The sequence below is a fragment of the Georgenia satyanarayanai genome, assembly GCF_023715365.1.
Lineage (GTDB): Bacteria > Actinomycetota > Actinomycetes > Actinomycetales > Actinomycetaceae > Oceanitalea > Oceanitalea satyanarayanai_B.
This window is the reverse complement of the sequence record NZ_JAMBNZ010000005.1, coordinates 211,294-229,749: the sequence shown is the minus strand read 5'-3', so window position 1 is coordinate 229,749 and position 18,456 is coordinate 211,294. Positions and strand designations below refer to the sequence as shown.

The 18,456-nt window shown below is 71.6% G+C and carries 15 protein-coding genes; 9 read left to right on the top strand and 6 right to left on the bottom strand.

Features of this window, described 5'->3' with window-relative positions; all coding sequences use genetic code 11:
• The first annotated feature begins 69 nt into the window (after nt 1–69).
• The 6 genes from M3148_RS08750 (at nt 70) to M3148_RS08725 (ending at nt 7,425) form a co-directional block, all read left to right on the top strand.
• Nucleotides 70–1,590, top strand: coding sequence for a sugar ABC transporter ATP-binding protein (locus M3148_RS08750; RefSeq protein WP_251304292.1), 1,521 nt, complete (start codon nt 70–72; stop codon nt 1,588–1,590).
• Nucleotides 1,587–2,681 carry an ABC transporter permease gene (locus M3148_RS08745; protein ID WP_251304291.1) on the top strand — a complete coding sequence of 365 codons (1,095 nt, stop codon included), beginning with the start codon at nt 1,587–1,589 and terminating at the stop codon, nt 2,679–2,681. The genes M3148_RS08750 and M3148_RS08745 overlap by 4 nt, the downstream gene beginning before the upstream one ends.
• Before the next feature lie 80 nt (nt 2,682–2,761).
• Nucleotides 2,762–3,820, top strand: a complete 1,059-nt coding sequence (locus tag M3148_RS08740; protein ID WP_251304290.1) for a substrate-binding domain-containing protein — start codon at nt 2,762–2,764, stop codon at nt 3,818–3,820.
• 66 nt (nt 3,821–3,886) lie between these two features.
• Nucleotides 3,887–5,065, top strand: coding sequence for a Gfo/Idh/MocA family protein (locus M3148_RS08735; protein ID WP_251304289.1), 1,179 nt, complete (start codon nt 3,887–3,889; stop codon nt 5,063–5,065).
• A 2-nt stretch (nt 5,066–5,067) separates the two neighbouring features.
• Complete coding sequence (locus M3148_RS08730; protein WP_251304288.1) at nt 5,068–6,069, top strand: sugar phosphate isomerase/epimerase family protein; 1,002 nt, start codon at nt 5,068–5,070, stop codon at nt 6,067–6,069.
• 150 nt (nt 6,070–6,219) lie between these two features.
• A complete protein-coding gene (locus M3148_RS08725; protein WP_251304287.1) occupies nt 6,220–7,425 on the top strand; it encodes a CAP domain-containing protein in 1,206 nt (401 codons plus the stop codon).
• Between the two features lie 16 nt (nt 7,426–7,441).
• On the opposite strand, the gene M3148_RS08720 is transcribed toward M3148_RS08725, so the two are convergent.
• The 4 genes from M3148_RS08720 to M3148_RS08705 form a co-directional block, all read right to left on the bottom strand.
• The gene (locus tag M3148_RS08720) at nt 7,442–8,620 is read right to left on the bottom strand and encodes a glycosyltransferase family 4 protein (RefSeq protein WP_251304286.1); all 1,179 of its coding nucleotides are present in this window, start codon (nt 8,618–8,620) and stop codon (nt 7,442–7,444) included.
• An 89-nt stretch (nt 8,621–8,709) separates the two neighbouring features.
• On the bottom strand, nt 8,710–9,780 hold the full coding sequence (locus M3148_RS08715; protein ID WP_251304285.1) for a glycosyltransferase family 2 protein: 1,071 nt from the start codon (nt 9,778–9,780) through the stop codon (nt 8,710–8,712).
• Complete coding sequence (locus M3148_RS18295) at nt 9,777–10,880, bottom strand: glycosyltransferase (RefSeq protein WP_251304284.1); 1,104 nt, start codon at nt 10,878–10,880, stop codon at nt 9,777–9,779. The genes M3148_RS08715 and M3148_RS18295 overlap by 4 nt, the downstream gene beginning before the upstream one ends.
• A 41-nt stretch (nt 10,881–10,921) precedes the next feature.
• Nucleotides 10,922–12,046 carry a glycosyltransferase family 1 protein gene (locus M3148_RS08705; protein ID WP_251304283.1) on the bottom strand — a complete coding sequence of 375 codons (1,125 nt, stop codon included), beginning with the start codon at nt 12,044–12,046 and terminating at the stop codon, nt 10,922–10,924.
• 50 nt (nt 12,047–12,096) lie between these two features.
• Between M3148_RS08705 and M3148_RS08700 the strand changes: the two genes are divergently transcribed.
• On the top strand, nt 12,097–13,089 hold the full coding sequence (locus M3148_RS08700) for a hypothetical protein (RefSeq protein WP_251304282.1): 993 nt from the start codon (nt 12,097–12,099) through the stop codon (nt 13,087–13,089).
• 3 nt (nt 13,090–13,092) lie between these two features.
• On the opposite strand, the gene M3148_RS08695 is transcribed toward M3148_RS08700, so the two are convergent.
• Together M3148_RS08695 and M3148_RS08690 are read right to left on the bottom strand one after the other, a co-directional pair.
• On the bottom strand, nt 13,093–14,160 hold the full coding sequence (locus M3148_RS08695; protein WP_251304281.1) for a glycosyltransferase: 1,068 nt from the start codon (nt 14,158–14,160) through the stop codon (nt 13,093–13,095).
• Complete coding sequence (locus M3148_RS08690; RefSeq protein ID WP_251304280.1) at nt 14,157–15,935, bottom strand: ABC transporter ATP-binding protein; 1,779 nt, start codon at nt 15,933–15,935, stop codon at nt 14,157–14,159. Before M3148_RS08690 ends, M3148_RS08695 begins: the two co-directional genes overlap by 4 nt.
• Before the next feature lie 158 nt (nt 15,936–16,093).
• Here M3148_RS08690 and wecB point away from each other — a divergent pair, with 158 nt between their 5' ends.
• Nucleotides 16,094–17,179, top strand: coding sequence for a non-hydrolyzing UDP-N-acetylglucosamine 2-epimerase (gene wecB / locus M3148_RS08685; RefSeq protein WP_251304279.1), 1,086 nt, complete (start codon nt 16,094–16,096; stop codon nt 17,177–17,179).
• A 46-nt stretch (nt 17,180–17,225) separates the two neighbouring features.
• A complete protein-coding gene (locus M3148_RS08680) occupies nt 17,226–18,287 on the top strand; it encodes an acyltransferase family protein (protein WP_251304278.1) in 1,062 nt (353 codons plus the stop codon).
• The last annotated feature ends 169 nt before the right edge of the window (nt 18,288–18,456 follow it).

Genomic DNA, 18,456 nt, shown 5'->3' with positions numbered 1-18,456 from the left:
CACGTAACTATCTCCCTTCTTCCCGACTTTTGATTGACGGACAACAGAATGCCCCCATACAGTGTCGCCATGGTCACAGCAGACCCCCCAGCACAGCTGCTCCAGCTCACCGACATCGTCAAGCACTTCCCGGGCGCCAAGGCCCTCGACGGCGTGGACCTCGAGGTCCACGCCGGCGAGGTGCACTGCCTCCTGGGCCAGAACGGCGCAGGCAAGTCCACGCTCATCAAGGTCCTCGCCGGTGCGCACCAGCCGAACTCCGGGGAGATCCGGTGGAACGGCGAAGTCGTCACCATCGGCTCGCCCACGGCCGCGATCGAGCTCGGCATCGCCACGATGTACCAGGAGCTCGACGTCGTCGACGGACTGAGCGTGGCGGAGAACATCTTCCTCGGGCACGAGCTGTCCCGGGGTGGGCTGCTTCGCCGGTCCGAGGCTCACAGCCGCACCCGTGAGCTGCTCAAACGGCTCGGCCACCCGGAGATCTCGCCGAGCCGTGAGGTCGGGCGCCTGTCCGCCGCCGGCAAGCAGGTGGTGTCGATGGCCCGTGCGCTCTCCCACGACGCGCGCGTCATCGTCATGGACGAGCCGTCCGCCGTCCTGGACCCGGAGGAGGTGGACAACCTCTTCCGGGTCGTCCGTGCGCTCCAGGCGGACGGTGTCGCCATCGTCTACATCTCCCACCGCCTCGAGGAGATCCGCCAGATCGGCAACCGGATCACCGTCCTCAAGGACGGCCGCACAGTCGCCGAGAACCTCACCGTCGCCGACACCCCCACCACCGAGCTCATCAAGCTCATGACCGGCCGTCACGTCATCGGTGACTTCGGTGGCGGACCCGGCACACACGAGCGAGGCGAGGCCCTGCTCGAGGTGGAGAACCTCTCCCTGGCGGGCGTCTTCGAGGACGTGAGTTTCAGCGTGAGGGCCGGCCAGATCGTCGGCCTCGCCGGCCTGGTCGGAGCGGGGCGCTCTGAGATCCTCGAGACGGTCTACGGCGCGCGCAAGGCCGCGACCGGGACCGTACGGGTCCGGGGGAAGAAGCTGCGCTCGGGCTCCGTGCCCGGGGCGGTCAGCGCGGGGATCGGCCTCGCCCCCGAGGAGCGCAAGAGCCAGGGCCTGCTCCTGGACGAGCCGGTCTACCGCAACATCACCCTGTCCACCTTTGCGCGCTTCGCCCGGTCCGGCTTCCTCAACGAGCGCGCGGAGCGTCGCGCCTCGAAGCAGCAGATCAAGGACCTGCAGGTGGCTCCGGCGGACGGTGAGCGGCGAATCCGGACGCTGTCCGGCGGCAACCAGCAAAAGGCCATGCTCGCCCGCTGGCTCGTGCACGGCTGCGACGTCCTGCTGCTCGACGAGCCCACCCGTGGCGTCGACGTCGGCGCGCGCGCGGAGATCTACGCCCTCATCCGACGCCTCGCCGCCCAAGGGGCTGCGGTGCTCATGGTCTCCAGCGAGATCGAGGAGGTCCTCGGTCTGGCCGACGACGTCCTTGTCATCGCCGAGGGCCGCGTGGTCCACCACGGACCCGCACACCAGATCGACGAGCACGGAGTGCTCGACCTCGTCATGGAAGGGACTCACGCATGAGTGAGAACGCAGCGGCAGACACCTCCGCGGCCGGGGCCAGCTCCCCGGCCCTGCCGCCCACGAACCGCGACCTCGTCCCGGACGCGGGTCAGCAGACCAAGCCCCGGCGAGGCGGGGGCTCCGGCGTGCTGCGCAACCTCGGCCTCGTCATCGCCGTCGTCCTCATCGGCGTGGCCGGTGTGGCGACCGCGGGGGAGCGGTTCCTCAGCGCCAACAACATCACCACGATCCTTGCCCTCGCAGCGACGATCGGCATCCTCAGCATCGGCATGACCTTCGTCATTACCGGTGGCGGCATCGACCTGTCCGTCGGATCGGTCATGGGCCTGGCCACCGTCTGGGCCACGACCCTGGCGACCCAGGCGATGGCGCGCGACACGCACTGGCTGGTCATCGTCGTCACCGCTCTGGCGGTGGGGACAGCGGCGGGCCTCATCAACGGGGTCATCGTCGCCTACGGGCGGGTGGTGTCCTTCATCGCCACCCTCGCCATGCTCGTCGGCGCCCGCGGTCTCGCCGAGATCATCTCCGGTCGACAGACCCAGCTCATCCCTCACCGGGACCTGAGGGACGGACAGAGCGTCGCCGGCTTCAAGGACTTCTTCGGCGCGGACATCCTCGGTCTGCCGATGACGGTGTGGATGTTCGCCCTCATTGCCGCACTCGGCTGGGTCCTGCTCAACCGCACGACCTTCGGGCGCCGGACCATCGCCGTCGGCGGTAACCCCGAGGCCGCGCGGCTCGCGGGTATCAAGGTCCAGCGCCACACGATGTACCTCTTCGCCCTCTCCGGCCTGGCGGCCGGTATCGCCGCCGTCACCATGCTCGCGCGCACCGGAGTCGGGACGTCGACCCACGGCTCACTCTTCGAGCTCGACGCCATCGCCGCAGTGGTTGTCGGTGGCACGCTTCTCATCGGTGGCCGGGGCACCATCGTCGGCACCGTCCTCGGTGTCCTCATCTTCGCGATGCTGAGGAACATCTTCATCCTCAACAACCTGTCCACCTCGGTGCAGGCCGTGGCGCAGGGCACGATCATCGTCCTCGCCGTGCTGCTCCAGCAGCGCTTCGCCGCCCGCGGCTCCAGCTAGCGCGCCGCCGCATCCCTCGTTCGCCCGACCACTCCATCCCTGTCAGCAGTACCAGCCCATCCCGTTCAAGGAGGACCCTCATGTCCGCACGTACCACCCGCCGCCGGTTCGCCGTCGTGGCCGGCGTCTCCGCCGCCCTGCTCCTCGCCGGCTGCACCGGCAACACCCCCGAGGACGTCGAGGGCGACGACGCCGCCACCGGGTCCGGCACCCAGCAGGCCGGCTCGAGCAACGACGACACGGGTGACACCGTCACCATCGGCTTCTCCGCTCCCGCCGCCGACCACGGCTGGATGGGCGCCATCAGCAGCCTGGCCCAGGCCGAGGCCGAGAAGTACGAGGACATCGACTTCCGGATGGCCGAGGGCACCAACGACGTCAACCTCCAGATCAGCCAGATGGAGACGTTCATCAACGACGGCGTGGACGCGATCGTCGTCCTGCCCTTCGACGGCGCCGCACTCACCGGTGTCGCGCTCGAGGCGATGGAGGCCGGCATCCCGGTCATCAACGTCGACCGCGAGTTCTCCGACCCGAACGCCGCCCGCGTCACCGTCCTGGGTGACAACTACGGCATGGGCCACAGCGCCGGGGAGTACATGTGCGAGCAGCTGGGCGAGGAGGCTGACGCCGTCATCGCCGAGATCGCCGGCATCGACAACCTGCCCCTCACGCAGGACCGCAGCCAGGGCTTCGCCGATGCCCTTGGCGAGTGCGGGCTCGAGGTCGCCAACCGCGTGGCCGGTGACTTCACGGTCCAGGGTGGGGAGGCGGCGACCTCCAACCTGCTCCAGGCACTCCCCGAGATCGACGCGATCTGGAACCACGACGACGACCAGGGCGTCGGCGTCATGGCCGCCATCGAGAACGCCGGCCGCGACGAGTTCTTCGTCGTCGGCGGCGCCGGCTCGCGCAACATGATGGAGGAGATCCAGTCGGGCGACTCCATCGTCCAGGCCACCGTCATCTACCCGGCCACGCAGGCCGCGGACGGTATCCGCCTCGCGCGCCTGCTCGCCCAGGGCAAGGCCATGTCCGACCTCGTCGAGGTCGAGGTTCCCCGCCTCGTCCAGCTCTACGCCCCGGTCGTGACCGCCGACAACGTCGAGCAGTACATCGGCTCGGCGTTCCAGTCCTGAGTCACCGGTGAGCCCGGGGGCGCCGGCTCGACCGGCGCCCCCGGGCTCCACATCACAAGGAGCACGATGAGCGAGGACAAGCCACGGATCGGTGTGGCGATGATCGGGTACGCCTTCATGGGGCGTGCCCACTCCCAGGCGTGGCGCAACGCGCACCGCTTCTTCGACCTGCCGCTCGAGCCGCACATGGCGGTCCTCGTGGGGCGGGACGAGCAGCGCGCGACGAGCGCCGCCCGCCAGCTCGGGTGGGACGCCGTGGAGACGGACTGGCGCCGGGCGATCGAACGTGACGACGTCGACGTCGTCGACATCTGCACGCCGGGAGACACTCACGCCGAGATCGCGGTGGCCGCGCTCGAGGCCGGCAAGCACGTGCTGGTCGAGAAGCCGATGGCCAACACGGTCGCCGAGGCCGAGACCATGGCCGCTGCCGCTGGTGCCGCCCGCGGCCGCGGCGTGCGCTCGATGGTGGGCTTCACCTACCGCCGGGTGCCGGCCATCACGCTGGCGCGCCAGATGGTCGCCGACGGGCGCATCGGCGAGGTGCGCCAGGTCCGCGCCCAGTACCTCCAGGACTGGCTCGCCGACGCCGACGCGCCGCTGTCGTGGCGCCTCGACAAGGAGAAGGCCGGCTCGGGGGCGCTCGGCGACATCGGCGCCCACATCATCGACCTCACCCAGTTCGTCACCGGCCAGCGGATCGCGGGGGTGGCGGGCATGCTCGACACCTTCGTCACCGAGCGGCCGGTCGCCGAGAGCTTCAGCGGCCTGCACGGCACCGGTGGCACCGAGCGGGGCCCGGTCACCGTCGACGACGCCGCGATGTTCCTCGGCCGGCTCTCGAGTGGTGCGCCCGCGGTCTTCGAGGCGACCCGCTTCGCCTGGGGCCGCAAGAACGCCATCCGCATCGAGGTCAACGGCTCGACCGGCTCCCTCGCCTTCGACTTCGAGGACATGAACGTCCTGCACTACTACGACGCCACCGAGCCGGCCGGGACCGCCGGCTTCCGGCGGATCATCGTCACCGAGCCGGAACACCCCTACATCGAGGCCTGGTGGCCGGCGGGCCACGGCCTCGGCTACGAGCACGGCTTCGTCCACCAGGCCGTGGACCTCGTCCGGGCGATCGGCGCCGGGGAGGACCCGACGCCCTCCTTCGAGGACGGTCTGCACGTCCAGCGCGTGCTCGAGGCGATCGAGCGGTCCAGCGCGGAGCACAGCACCTACACGGAGATTGGAGACTGACCATGGCTCGACCGATCACTCTCTTCACCGGCCAGTGGGCCGACCTGCCCTTCGAGGAGGTGGCCCGGCTCGCCGGCGAGTGGGGCTACGACGGCCTGGAGATCGCGTCGTGGGGTGACCACCTCGACCCGTGGAAGGCCGCGGAGGACGACGCCTACGTCCAGAACCGGCTCGACATCCTGGAGAAGAACGGGCTGAAGGTCTACGCGATCTCCAACCACCTCAAGGGCCAGGCGGTGTGCGACGACCCGATCGACCAGCGCCACCGCGACATCCTCCCGGACCGGATCTGGGGCGACGGCGAGCCCGAGGGTGTGCGCCAGCGCGCCGCCGAGGAGCTCAAGGTGACGGCGCGGGCCGCGGCCCGCCTCGGGGTCAAGACGGTCACGGGCTTCACCGGCTCGGCCATCTGGAAGTACGTCGCGATGTTCCCGCCCGCCTCCGAGGAGATGGTCGAGGCCGGCTACCGCGACTTCGCGGACCGCTGGAACCCCATCCTCGACGTCTTCGACGAGGAGGGCGTGCGCTTCGCGCTCGAGCCGCACCCCTCGGAGATCGCTTACGACTACTGGACCACCCAGCGCACCCTCGAGGCCATCGGCCACCGGGACGCCTTCGGTCTCAACTGGGACCCCAGCCACTTCACCTGGCAGGACCTGGACCCGGTCGCCTTCCTCCTCGACTTCAAGGACAAGATCTTCCACGTCCACTGCAAGGACTCCAAGCGACGCCTGAACGGGCGCAACGGCCGCCTCGGCTCCCACCTGCCGTGGGCCGACCCCCGCCGCGGCTGGGACTTCATCAGCACGGGCCGCGGTGACGTGCCGTGGGAGGACGCCTTCCGCATGCTCAACCACATCGGCTACGAGGGCCCGCTCTCGGTCGAGTGGGAGGACGCCGGGATGGACCGCCTCATCGGTGCGCCCGAGGCCCTCGAGTTCGTCCGCAAGCTCTCGTTCAAGCCCAGCGAGGCGGCCTTCGACGCCGCTTTCTCCACCCGCTGACCCGACGGCGCCGGCAGCACGGCCCGCCGCCCCCGGGGCTGCGGACGTGCTGTCGGCGTTCTCGTGTGACCAGGACGACGGCCTGCAGGGGGTGACCGGATCGCGGCGGCCTCGTAGCGTGGACGGTCGGACACCACGCCTGGGGGAGAGATGAAGATGATGCGCCGCCGCCTGCTCGCTGCCGCCCTGACCGTCGGCCTGACCGCGGTCGCCGCACCCGCCGTCGCCAAGGGCGGGGAGGTCGACGGTGAGGGGCCCCGCTACCACCTGACGAACACGTGGGCGGGGATCACGCACCTGTCGTTCGGCTACGGCCGCGACGACGACGCCGTCTACGTCGGCAACTGGGACGGGAAGGGGACGGACACGCTCGCCGTCCGGCGCGGGGCGACCTTCCACTTCCGCAACAGTCTCTCGAGCGGCGTGGCGGACCGCGTCGTCACGTACGGACGCCCGGGAGACGTCGTCCTCATGGGCGACTGGAACGGCGACGGCATCGACACGCCCACCGTGCGCCGCGGCAACGTGTACTACGTCAAGAACAGCCTCGACGGTGGGGCGGCCGACGTCGTGGTCGCGTACGGCAGTCCTGAGGACGTCGTCCTCGTCGGGGACTGGGACGGCGACGGCACGGACACCCTCGGCGTGCGTCGCGGCAGCACGTACTACCTGAAGAACTCGATGAGCGGTGGCAACGCCGACCGGGTCGTCGCCTACGGACACCCGAGCGACGACGTCATCGTCGGGAACTGGGACGGGCGAGGCGGGGACAGCCTCGGCGTGCGGCGCGGGGACGTGTTCCACCTGAAGAACACCATCGCCGGCGGCGCCGCCGACATCGTCATGCCGTACGGCGGCAGGCACGACGGCGTCCTCGTCGGCGACTGGGACGGCAACGGCACCGACACGATCGGCCTGCGCAACGCCGTCAACCACCCCGTGCCCCCGCGGGTGGGGTCCATGGCGGAGTACGACGAGCGGATGGTCGAGATGATCAACGCCGAGCGCGCCGCCCGGGGCATCGCCCCCGTTCGCGTCGTGCCCGCCCTCCGGGCCGCCGCGGTGCGCCACTCCACCTGGATGGCGGGCAAGGGTGTCATCCAGCACGCCAGCCGGGAGACGGCCCTCGGAGAGGCGCAGGCGGCGGGCTGCGACCGCAGCGGCAGCGAGCACATCGTGCGCACGTACCAGCGCGGGACCGCGCCCGACCCGAGGGACGCCATGAACTGGTACATGAACTCCACCGTCCACCGCAGCGGCATCCTCAACCCGACGTACTCCCACGTGGCCGTCGGCACCGTCCAGGCCGGCGACATGGTCTACAACACCCAGCGGTTCGTGCGGAACTGCTCCTGACGGAGTTGTCGCTGGCTCAGGTGGTCGCGGTTCCCGCGGCGGCCGTGACCACCGTGGCCGCCATACGGCCGGTGGCGGCCGCGGACCGGTGGTCGCGCACCCACCGGGACAGTCGCACGGTCTCGTCCGGTGACCGCGGGGCGCGGAGGGCGCCGAGCATCGCGCTCGCGACCGCGTCCACGTCGTAGTCGACTGCCCAGCCCAGCCCCTCCTGCCGGATCTCCCTGACGGCGGCGCCGACGCCGGCGAAGAGGACCGGCGTCCCACAGGCGAGGGACGCGTGGATCTTCGTGGGGAACGCCAGGTCGTACCCGCGGCCGGGGACGATGCTCGCCAGGCAGGCGGCCGCACCCCGCTGCCAGCGGGCTGCAGCGTCGGCCGGGGCGCGGGGGTGGAACTCCACCGAGCCTCGAGGCAGCTCGTCCGCGAGCGCTCGGAGCCCCTGCCAGTCACTGCCCTGGCCGAGGTAGACGAGGCGGGCGTCGGGGACCTCGGCGAGCACGCGGGGGAGCGCTCGGATGAAGATGTCGGCTCCCTGCCACTCGGACGCCGTCCCGGCATACAGCAGGTACGGGCGCCCGCCGGCGTCCACCGCCGGGCCGTCCGGGGTGAACACGTCCGTGTCGACACCGTTGGGAACGACCTCCACACGCTCCACCCCGAGCTCTGCCAGGCGCGCCCCGACCGGTGCCGACACCGCGATCACGCGGGCGGCTCCGTGCATCGCCCACCCCTCGACCGCCCGAAGAGCCCGGACCACGAAGCCGGACATGCCCGCGGACTCGGCAGCGTCCGCCCACAGGTCTGGTGCGTAGTAGACGTAGGGAACCCGGCGCAGGGCGCTCACCACACGAACCACCGCGCCGGTCGTGGGTGGCGGCTCGCACACCACCACGTCGGGGCGAGGTGTGCGCAGGAGCCGGAGGACCAGCGGGACGTCGAAGCTCAGGTACTGGACGTAGCCACGCACGTACCCCTCAGCGTCGCGCAGCACCGGCCAGCGCTCCACGCGTGCCGGGACGTCCGCCGGTGCGTCCATGTCGGCCGGCGGCGATGTCGTGAGGACTCGCACCCGGGCGCCGACGGCCGCCAGACCACGGGTAAGGGCAGCGAGGCGGAAGGACGCGGCCGCGGGCTCCGGGGCGAAGATGCGCGTCGCCAGGACGACGCGGATCCCTTCACCGGCCGTGGACATGCGCTCCCCTTACCTGGTTCTGTGGCACTCAGCCTATGGTCCCCCGCGCGGCACCCAGCCCGTGGCGTGCGCGACGAGGCACGCCGCCGTCAGCCCAGCAACGCCGACGCGGCCATGAGCCTGGCGGGCGACTCGGTGCGCAACAGGTCCGCGGGGCTGCGCGTGAGGAGCGTCCTTGGGTGACCGTGCCTCCGCCGCTGCTCGGACAGCCGGATCAGATGACCGGTGTCCGACTCTGGATCCAGGATCGCGTTGAGCAGGGCGACGTCGGCGAGAGAGAGCACGCGCTCGAAGCCCATCGCGGCAGTGAGTAGCTCGCGCGCGACGACTGCAAGGGCACGGCGGTCCTCCGCGTTCCACATCGCCGGGTTGCGACGGTTGTAGACGGCGCCGAAGAGGTGGATCCGGGTGAGCTTGATGCAGACGGATCGCCGTGCCGCGCCGTCGTAGCCGCGGAACCACGGCTGGGCGAGGAGGTCACGCACGAAAGCGAGCTCGAGGGGGATCGGCCGCGGCGTGTACGTCACCCGGTCCCTCGCGTCCTCGCCGATCACGTAGGCCGGCCCGCGCCGGTCCACCGCCACCCGCGTCTCGAACCACAGGCGGGTGACGTAGGCGACGTCGCCCCCCACCACCATGCCCTCGACGAGCTCGAGCCCGAGGCGGTCGCGCGCCTGCTGGGACACGATCCCGAGCGGGGCGCTGCGGTAGCTCAGCCGGTCGCGCACGGGGTCGGCACGGCCGCGCAGCCACGGTCGGACCGGCGGCGTGCGCACCCGGCGGGGAGGGCTGCCGATCCGGAGCCGGCACATGACGGTCTCGGCCCCGGTGCGCTCGGCGACGTCGAGCCACGACCGCACGGCGCCGGGCTGGAGGACGTCGTCGGAGCCCATGATGGAGACGAAGTCGCCGTCGGCCGCTCTCATCCCGGCATTGAACGGGCCGGATGCGCTGCGGTGCGAGTCGCGGTGCTCGAGGAAGCGGACGTCGTCGTGGTAACGAGGGTCGATGACGGCCGCGATGTCGTCGGTGGGCAGGTTGTGGCACACCACGGTGAGCCGCGCTGCTGACCTGTTGCCGTCGAGCACGGACGCGACCGCACGCCCGACGGGACGGTTCGGGCTGTGGACGGCGATGACGACGTCGACAGGTCGGCTCACCGGCGCAGCTCCCGGGCGGCGCAGTACGCGTGTTCGTAGCCGGCGGCAACGGCGGGCACCGAGAAGCGGTCGCCGATGGTCGCCGAGATCTCCTCGGCCGACAGGGCACTCGTCCGCGCGTCGACGTCGAGGACGGCGTCGGCGTATGCGGTCGCGGTCTGCTCGGTGACGAGTGCGCCCACCCGAGGGTCGATGTACTCGCCCTGGCCGCCGGTCGCGCCGACGACGACGGGGCGGCCGGAGACGAGCGCCTCCGCCGCGGACACGAAGAAGTTGTCGCCGCGCGTGGGGCCGAGGAAGAGGTCGGCCGCGGCGAGCTCGGCGAGGACGGCTGGGCGGGGGAGGGAACCGGTGAGCCGGAGCCGGTCGGCGACGCCGAGCTCGCTCGCGCGCTGCACGACGGCGTCCCTTAGCTCACCCTCGCCGACGAGCGCGAGCTCGGCCGTTGTGCCGCGGCGCCCGAGCTCGGCGACCGTCTCGACCGCGAGCACCGGGTCCTTGCGAGCGATGAGGCCCCCGACGCCGACGAGGCGCAGCACCCCGTCGCGCAACGGCCGAGGCGGGACGGGCAGGGGCGTCTCGACGATGCACGGCACGACGCGCGTGGGCCGCGGCCCACGGACCGCGCGGATCGGCTCGGCGAGGAAGTCGCAGACCGCCGTGACGACGTCCGGGCGGGTGAACACCCGCGAGACGGCGGGCAGGGCGAGGCGCCAGGAGGCAGGCAGGTTCTGCGGGGAGGTGAGCCCGGACCAGTGCTCCGTGTGGACCCACGGGGCGGACGGGCGGCGCAGCGCGAGCGGCAGCAGGGAGGAGATTGCCATCGAGTGGACGAGGTCGGCGTCGGCGAGGAGGGGGACCAGCGCCCGGGCGGCCCGAACGATGTCCCGCGGGCTGGTCGTGCTCATCGGCACCCGGCGCACCCGGAGCCCCTCGTGGACGACGGTGCGGGTGCCGTCGTCCTGGTGGGGCGGGACGAGGTGGACCACCCGGACGTCATGACCGAGCGAGGCGACCGCGAGGGCGTCCTTGACGACGAAGGCGCCGCTGCTCGGGGCCGCCGAGGTCGGGAACCACGTCGACACCGCCACCACTCGCACGTCGTCACGCTACCAGCAGGGCTCCGGCGACTGCCGGGACGTCAGCCGACGATGGCGGCGACGGCGTCGGCCCAGCCGCGGGTCTGCTGCTCGGCCGAGTACTCCTCGGCGACCTCGTGCGAGGCCTGCTTCCAGCGCCGCACCTCGGCGGGGTCGAGCTCGTCGAGCACGGCGGTGAGAGCGGCGGCGGTGAAGTCCTCGGTCACGGCACCGAGCCCGTGCTGGCGGACGATGCCGGCCATCTCGGGGGAGGGCCCGACGACGAGCCCGAGGCGGCCCTGAATGAAGTCGAAGAACTTGTTCGGCAGCGCCCACAGGTTGTTGAAGCTCACCGGCGGCAGCACGTAGACGCCGATGTCGTAGGCGGACAGGGTGCGCGCCAGCTCGGTGGGCGGGACGGGGTCATGGACCGTCACCTCGGGCATCGACTCCGCCCGCTCGCGGAGCTCGGCGAGGTACACCGGGTCGTTGGGCATGAGGTAGAGGTCGAGGGTGAGCGGACGGCGGGAGGCGGCGACGGCGTCGAACATGAGCTCCAGCCGGCGGCCGCGGCGGGCGTTGCCGGCGTGGACCAGTCGGATGGACTCGCCCACCTCCCCCGGCGTGAGGTCGGCGAAGTGTGGCGCGTTGACGACGACGGAGGCGCGGATCCCGAACTCGCGCTCGTACTCGGCGGCAAGGCCGGCACCGACCGTCGTCACCGAGCTCGCGTGCGGGAGGAAGGTCCGGCACAGCCAGCGGAAGTAGGGCGCGACGAGCAGCCGCCAGCGCCACATCTCCTCGTTCTGGCGGGGAGCGTACTCGTGGAGGTCGACGTGCACTCCGGCGCGGGCCTGGAGGGACAGGGCGAGCGGTACCGTGTCGATGTCGTCGGCGAGGACGACGTCGAAGTGGCCGCGTGGCAGACGGTTCCACAGGTACCGAACCACGGCGTTGGACCGGTGGACGGCGGCGTAGCGCCGCTTGAGGAGCAGCCGCTGGTCCTTGCGCCAGTAGACGTGCTCGGCGGGGATCTCGACGTGGTCGACGACGCCGTCGGGCGCCGGCCCGTACCCGCAGGTCGTCACGTCGTACGTCTCGGACAGCAGCCGGACCTGCCGCAGCACCCGGGCGTCGGCATGGATCGGGGAGAAGGACAGAACGAGCACGGACGGGCGGGACGGCATGGGGGAATCCTGCCACCGATCCGCGCGACCGGTCGCATAGGCTGGCCGGCATGCCCGCCGAGCCGGCAGTCCTCCACTTCAACGACTGTGCCTTTGTCGCGCTCAACCTCGTCCGTGCCGCGCGACGAGCCGGCCTGCAGTGGGGCTACGTCCCCCCGGCGAAGGTGCGCCCCGCCCGCACGCCGGGCGGCGGCCTCGACCGGCTGCGCTACCTCCCCTTCGTCGCGCGCCGCGCGCGTGCGCTCCGCCGCGCGGACGTCGTGCACGTCCACTACGGGACGAGCGTGCGTCTCATCCGCGAGCGGCTCATGCCCCGCCGCCCCTACCTGCTGCACCTCCACGGCACCGACATCCGCGAGCAGGCGTCCGACCCGCGGTACCGCGACGAGATCGCCCGCGCGATCGACGGCGCCGAGCAGGTCTACTACACGAACCTCGATACTGCCGAGCGCGCGCGAGCGGCCCGGCCGGATGCCGAGTACATGCCCGCCTTCGTCGACCTCACTGCGCTGCCGCTGTGGACACCGGGCGCTCGCCGGGTGGTCTTCGCCTCGCGCTGGTCGGCGGTCAAGGGAGCCCCCGTCATGCTCGAGCTGGCAGCCCGGCTGCGGCAGCTGCTCCCCGCCGACGTCTGTCTCCAGGGCCTGAACTGGGGTGAGGCGGCCGGCGCGGCCGCTGCGGTCGGTGTGGACCTGCTCCCGCGCGCCACGCACGCCCGCTACCTGGAGACGCTGGCAGGGGCGGACGTTGTCGTCGGCCAGGCGAACACCGTCCTCGGGGTGAGCGAGCACGAGGCGATGGCGCTCGGCGTCCCGCTCGTCGTTCCGAGTGACGTGATGACGCACCCCGACGGCGGTCGCCCGCCCGTGCTGGCCGGCACCGTCGAGGAGTCGGTGGAGCATGTCCTGGAGGCCCTGCGCGACCCGGCCGGGCTCAGCAGCCGGCTCGGTGCCCCCGCGTGGGTGGCGGAGCACTACACGGCCGACCCGTACGTCGGTCGCCTCCAGGAGCTCTACCGGCGGGCGGCAGGAACGGCCGGGTAGTCGTCACCGCCAGAAACGGTCGGCGGCGAGGTAGCGCAGGCTCGACTCCCGGTCGAGGTTGTCGACCGGAGACGGGGTGAGGACAGCGTCCCAGCGCCCCGCGCGGGCGCGGGCGGCGACGGCCGCGACCAGGGACCCGACCGACACGTGGCGGTCGAGCGTGGCGGCGAGCAGTGCCCTGTCGGCGCGGCTGAAGGGCCGGAGCACGCACGGTGCGAGCCCCACCCACTCGGTGAGGAGCTCGCGGAGCCACGCCGGCTCGCTCGGGTGCCACGCCGCCTCCTCCCGACGGCGACGGACCGCGCCGAGGAGATGGATGCGGATCGTCTTGACGGCGAGCGCACGCCGCGCGGCGTCGTCGAGGGCGGGGAGCCACGGACGTGCGACGAGGTCGGCGAAGGCCCGTAGTTCGTCGGTGAGGGGGCGGACTGACGTCGTCACCCGGGTGACCGCGTCGGTGCCGACGACGTACCGGGGTGCGGAGCGCGCGAGGTCGATCCGGGCGTCGGACGACCAGAGGCGGGCGGTGAAGGCGACGTCCCCACCCGAGCGCATGCCCTCGACCAGGCGCAGCCCGAGGGTGTCGAGGGTGGCCTTGCGCATGAGCCCGAGCGGCGCGGTGCGGTAGGCAAGCCGGTCGCGGACGAGGTCGAGGCGCCGGGAGCGCAGCGGCCGCACACGCGGGGTGTGGATCTCCGCCCCATCCTGCATCCGCACCCGCGCGAGCATGACGTCGGAGCCGAGACGGTCCGCGGCGCGGGTCCAGGCGGACAGCGCACCCGGCTCGAAGAAGTCGTCCGAGCCGATGATCGTGACGAACCGCGCTGTGGCAGCGTCAATCCCGGCGTTGTAGGGGCCCGACGGGCTGCCAAGACCGTCGCGGACGGGTAGGAGCCGGATGCGGGGGTCGACGGGAAGGAGGGGAGTGACGTCGACCGGGTCGAGCTCGTGGCAGGCGACGGTGACGCGGACGTGGGATCCGGCACCAGCGAGCGCGGAGGCGACGCATCGCCCGACGGGCCGGGACAGGTCGTGCAGCGCGACGACGACGTCGACGTCCGGCTCGCTCACGCGAGACCCGCCAGGCTCGCCTGGTAGGCGAAGTCCGGCTCCGCGGCGACGACCTCGTCGAAGGTGCCGCGGGCGACGATCCGCGCGTCGCGCATGAAGCACACCTGGTCGCTGTGGCGGATGGTCGAGAGGCGGTGGGCGACGCTGATGACCGTGACGTCGCCGTGGAGGTCGCGGATCGCCCGCGCGACGGCCTCCTCGGTCGCGGTGTCAAGCGCGCTCGTCGCCTCGTCCATGACGAGGACGATCGGGTCGGAGTACAGGGCGCGGGCGATCCCGAGCCGCTGGCGCTGGCCACCGGACAGCGCCATGCCGCGCTCCCCGATGCGGGCGTGCAGGCCACCTGCGCGCTCCTCGACGACATCGAGGAGCTGGGCCCGCGCGAGCGCGTCGCGCACCCGGTCCTCGTCTATCTCGCTGTCCCAGGACAGTGCGACGTTCTGGGCGATCGTCGCGTCGAAGAGCGAGACGTCCTGGGGGACGTAGCCGACCTTGGTGCGCCAGTCGGCGAGCACGTCGACGAGCGGCTGGCCGTCGATGGTGATCGTGCCCGACGACGGGACGAGCAGCCCGAGGAAGATGTCGACGAGGGTGGACTTCCCTGCGCCCGAGGCTCCGACGAGCGCGAGCGAGCTGCCCATCCGGACGTCGAGGTCGATGCCGGTCACCGCCGGGGCGTCGGCCCCGGGGTAGGCGAACTCGACGTCGCGCAGGCGGAGCAGCTCGGGCAGGTGGCGAAGCTTCCCCGTGCCGACCTGCTCGGGGCCGTCCGTGTACCGCTCGGCGAGCTTGATGTCGCGGATGACGGCGTTGGCATGCGGGATCGTTGAGGACGTCAGCGTGATGATGCCCTGGAAGCGGGTGACCGAGGGGACCATTCGGAAGCCCGCGACGGCGAAGAGGGCGACGGCGCCGAGGGCGCTTGCCGAGCCGCCCTGGAGGTACGCGGCCGCCCCGACGAGCACGAAGCCGCCGATGAGCGCGGCCTCGATGACGAACTTGGGCACGGCGTTGAGGAACTGGATGTTGGCCCGGGCGCGAGTCGTGTGGATGCGGTTGCGGTGGACGACCTGGGCGACCTCGCCGGCCTTGTTCCTCAGGGTGATCTCCTTGAGCGTCGCGACCATCTCGGTCATGAGGGTGGCGACGCGGAAGGAATAGTCGCGGTTGACCCGGCCGGCGACGACGGCACGGCGCGAGATGACGAAGTACAGGACCGCCGCGATGATCCCGAGGTAGACGAGCGTGATGGCGGCGGTGACCGGCTCTGCAACGACGAGCACGGCCAGCACGGCGACGAAGGTGACGGCCTCAGCGGGCAGGGATGCTGCCGGCAGCAGGAGCCCGGACGTCGTGTTGCCGATGCCGACGTCCGCCAGGCGGACGAGCTCCGCGGAGTTCCGCCGGAGCCGCTCGGTCCACGGTGCCTGGATGTAGGCGGCGAACAGCCGGTCCCCGATGAGGAGCTCGTAGGCGGCGAAGCGCCGGGTGGCGAACCACTGGAGCGTGATCGAGAGCACGCTCTTGAGGACGATGAGCGCGCAGACGACGACGAGGATCCACACGGTGTACTCGGTGGGGACCTCTCCGATGACCGGCAGGCTCAGCGGGCGGCCTTGGACGAGCGGTGTCATCGTCAGGGCGAGCAGGCCGAGGGCGGCGATGTCGAGCAGCGCGAGGGAGCTCGTCGCCACGGCGAACGTGACGAGGAAGCGGCGCGAGCTCGGCGGGAGAAGCGGCAGAAGCTCCTTGAGGGCCGCCCACAGGCGCTTCACGCGTCGCTCTCCTTGCTCGCCGGGGTCATCCGGCTATGTTCCCACCATTGCGGCGGTGGTCCAGGCGGCGGCTGGCGTGAGCGCGGGCAGCGAGGCCGCGAGCGGTGGCCTCGGGCTGTGCCGCGGTCGCCCACCGAACGCAGATAGGGTCGTCTCTCATGAAGGTTCTCAGCGTCGTCGGCGCGCGCCCGCAGTTCGTCAAGCTCTCACCCGTGGCGCACGCGCTCGAATCGGCCGGACACGACCACGTCATCGTCCACACGGGGCAGCACTACGACGCCGCCCTCTCCGACGTCTTCTTCGCGGACCTAGGGATCCAGCGCCCCGACGTCAACCTTCACGTCGGCTCCGGAAGCCATGCCGAGCAGACCGGAGCGATGCTCCCCGGCCTCGAGCGGGCCATGCTCGAGCACCGTCCCGACTGGGTGCTCGTCTACGGCGACACGAACTCGACCGTGGCAGCTGCGCTCGCGGCGGTGAAGATCCACCAGCCGGTGGCGCACCTCGAGGCGGGCCTGCGGTCGTTCAACCGCCTCATGCCCGAGGAGCACAACCGCGTCATGACCGACCATGCCGCGGACCTCCTCCTCGCACCGACCGAGGTCGCGGTCAGACACCTCCGTGACGAAGGACTCGGCGAGCGCACCGTCCTCGTCGGCGACGTGATGGCGGACGTGCTCTTCCGCGTGCGTGACGCACGCCTTGCCGGCGGCCCCACGCCGTTGCCCACCGGCGTCACGGAGGGCGACTACCTCGTCGCGACCATCCACCGCGCCGAGAACACCGACGACCCCGCGCGCCTCTCCGCCATCATCCGCGCCCTGGCGGGCATCGACCGGCCGGTCCTGCTCCTGGCCCACCCGCGCCTGCGGGACCGTTCGGTAGCCGCGGGCATCCCCCTCGACTCCGGCGCCGTCACGGTCCTCGAGCCCCAGCCGTACCCGCGTCTGGTGGACCTCGTCGCCCGGTCGGCCGGCGTCGTCACTGACTCCGGAGGCCTGCAGAAGGAGGCATTCCTCCTCCGCGTGCCCTGTACCACCCTGCGGCACGAGACTGAGTGGGTCGAGACAGTCGAGCTCGGCTGGAACGTGCTGGATGGTGCGCTCGCGAACGTGGCCGCGCACGCGTCGCGCCCGGTCCCGCCCGCCACGGACGCCGCGCCCTACGGCCGCGGGGACGCCGCCATGCGTGTCGTCGAGGCGCTGGCCGCGCCTCCGCGGGTCGAGAACGCGCTCACTCCATGAAACCCCGACCGGTCCGACACCGCTCACGGGTTGGTACCGTGCCGAGGTGCCTCAGCAGCTCGTCCAAGCACCACCCCGGCTGGACTGGGTCGACCTCGCCAAGGCAGCGGCCATCGTCCTCGTCGTCGTCTACCACGTCGGCGGCACGGGCGTGTCTTACCTGCTTCCTGGGTCCGGCGGCTGGGCGCTGGACGGTTGGCGGCTGCTGAACTCGGCCCTTGTCCCCGTCCGGATGCCGTTGTTCTTCCTCGCCTCCGGTGTGTTGGCGGCGCGGGCGATGGAACGTGACTGGCCGGCGCTGCTGTGGCCGCGGGTCTGGAGCCTCTTGTGGCCGTTCGCGATCTGGAGCGTGGTCTTCGCGCTGGTCACCGGCTTCGCCTACCGGCCCGACGACCCCCTCGGCTACTCCCGTGAGAACCTCGCCGCGATCCCGGTCGGCGGTACCGCCTACTGGTACCTCGCCGTCCTCGTCGTCTTCTTCATCACCGCACGCCTGCTTCGGCGTTTTGGGGCGCCCCTCATCGTTCTCGCCACGGTTGCCGTCGGGGTCGCTCCTCTGGTGGCTCCCTACCTCACCGACGTCCTCGGCGTGGCAGCCGCCACCAATGTTGGCCGGTTGTGCTACTTCGCGGTCTGGTACGCGATCGGGTGCTTCGCGCGACCCGTGGTCGAGCGTGTCGCGGAGCTGCCGACCTGGCCGCTGCTTCCCGTCACCGTCGTCACCTATGCCGCGCTGGTCTACGTCGTGTACGTCAGGGGGACGACGGTGGACCTCTCGGCCATCATGTCGGTGATCGGCCTCACCGCGGGTGTGCTGCTGTCCGTCTGGATGTGCTCCGCGGAGCGGGTGCGGCGGCTGGCCCGGTACCTCGCCGGTCGGACCCTGCCGATCTACGTCCTGCACCCGATCCTCCTCAACCTCCTCATCGTCGGCTTCCGCGCGACGGGTGGCGACTGGCTCACGGCGGACAGCGTGGTTGTCGGCCTCTTCCTGGTGCCAGCCCTGTCGGTGGCACTGACGGCGGCGTCAGTTGGCCTCTACGACCTGTCGGGACGTGTCGGTATGCGGTTTCTGTTCACGCCGCCCCGGAGGCCGGGCGGGCAGTAGTCCGCCCCACTCCTCACCACCGGTTGACGACGCGTCCTCCACCGGCCGGTGAGGCCATCGTCAACCACCTGCTCCGCGGTCCGTCCGGTCGCCGTGCACGTGCGACGGCGGAAGGTCGAGGATGGACCAGCGCACCAGATTCGTCACGCTCGCGGTTCGCGACCTCGCC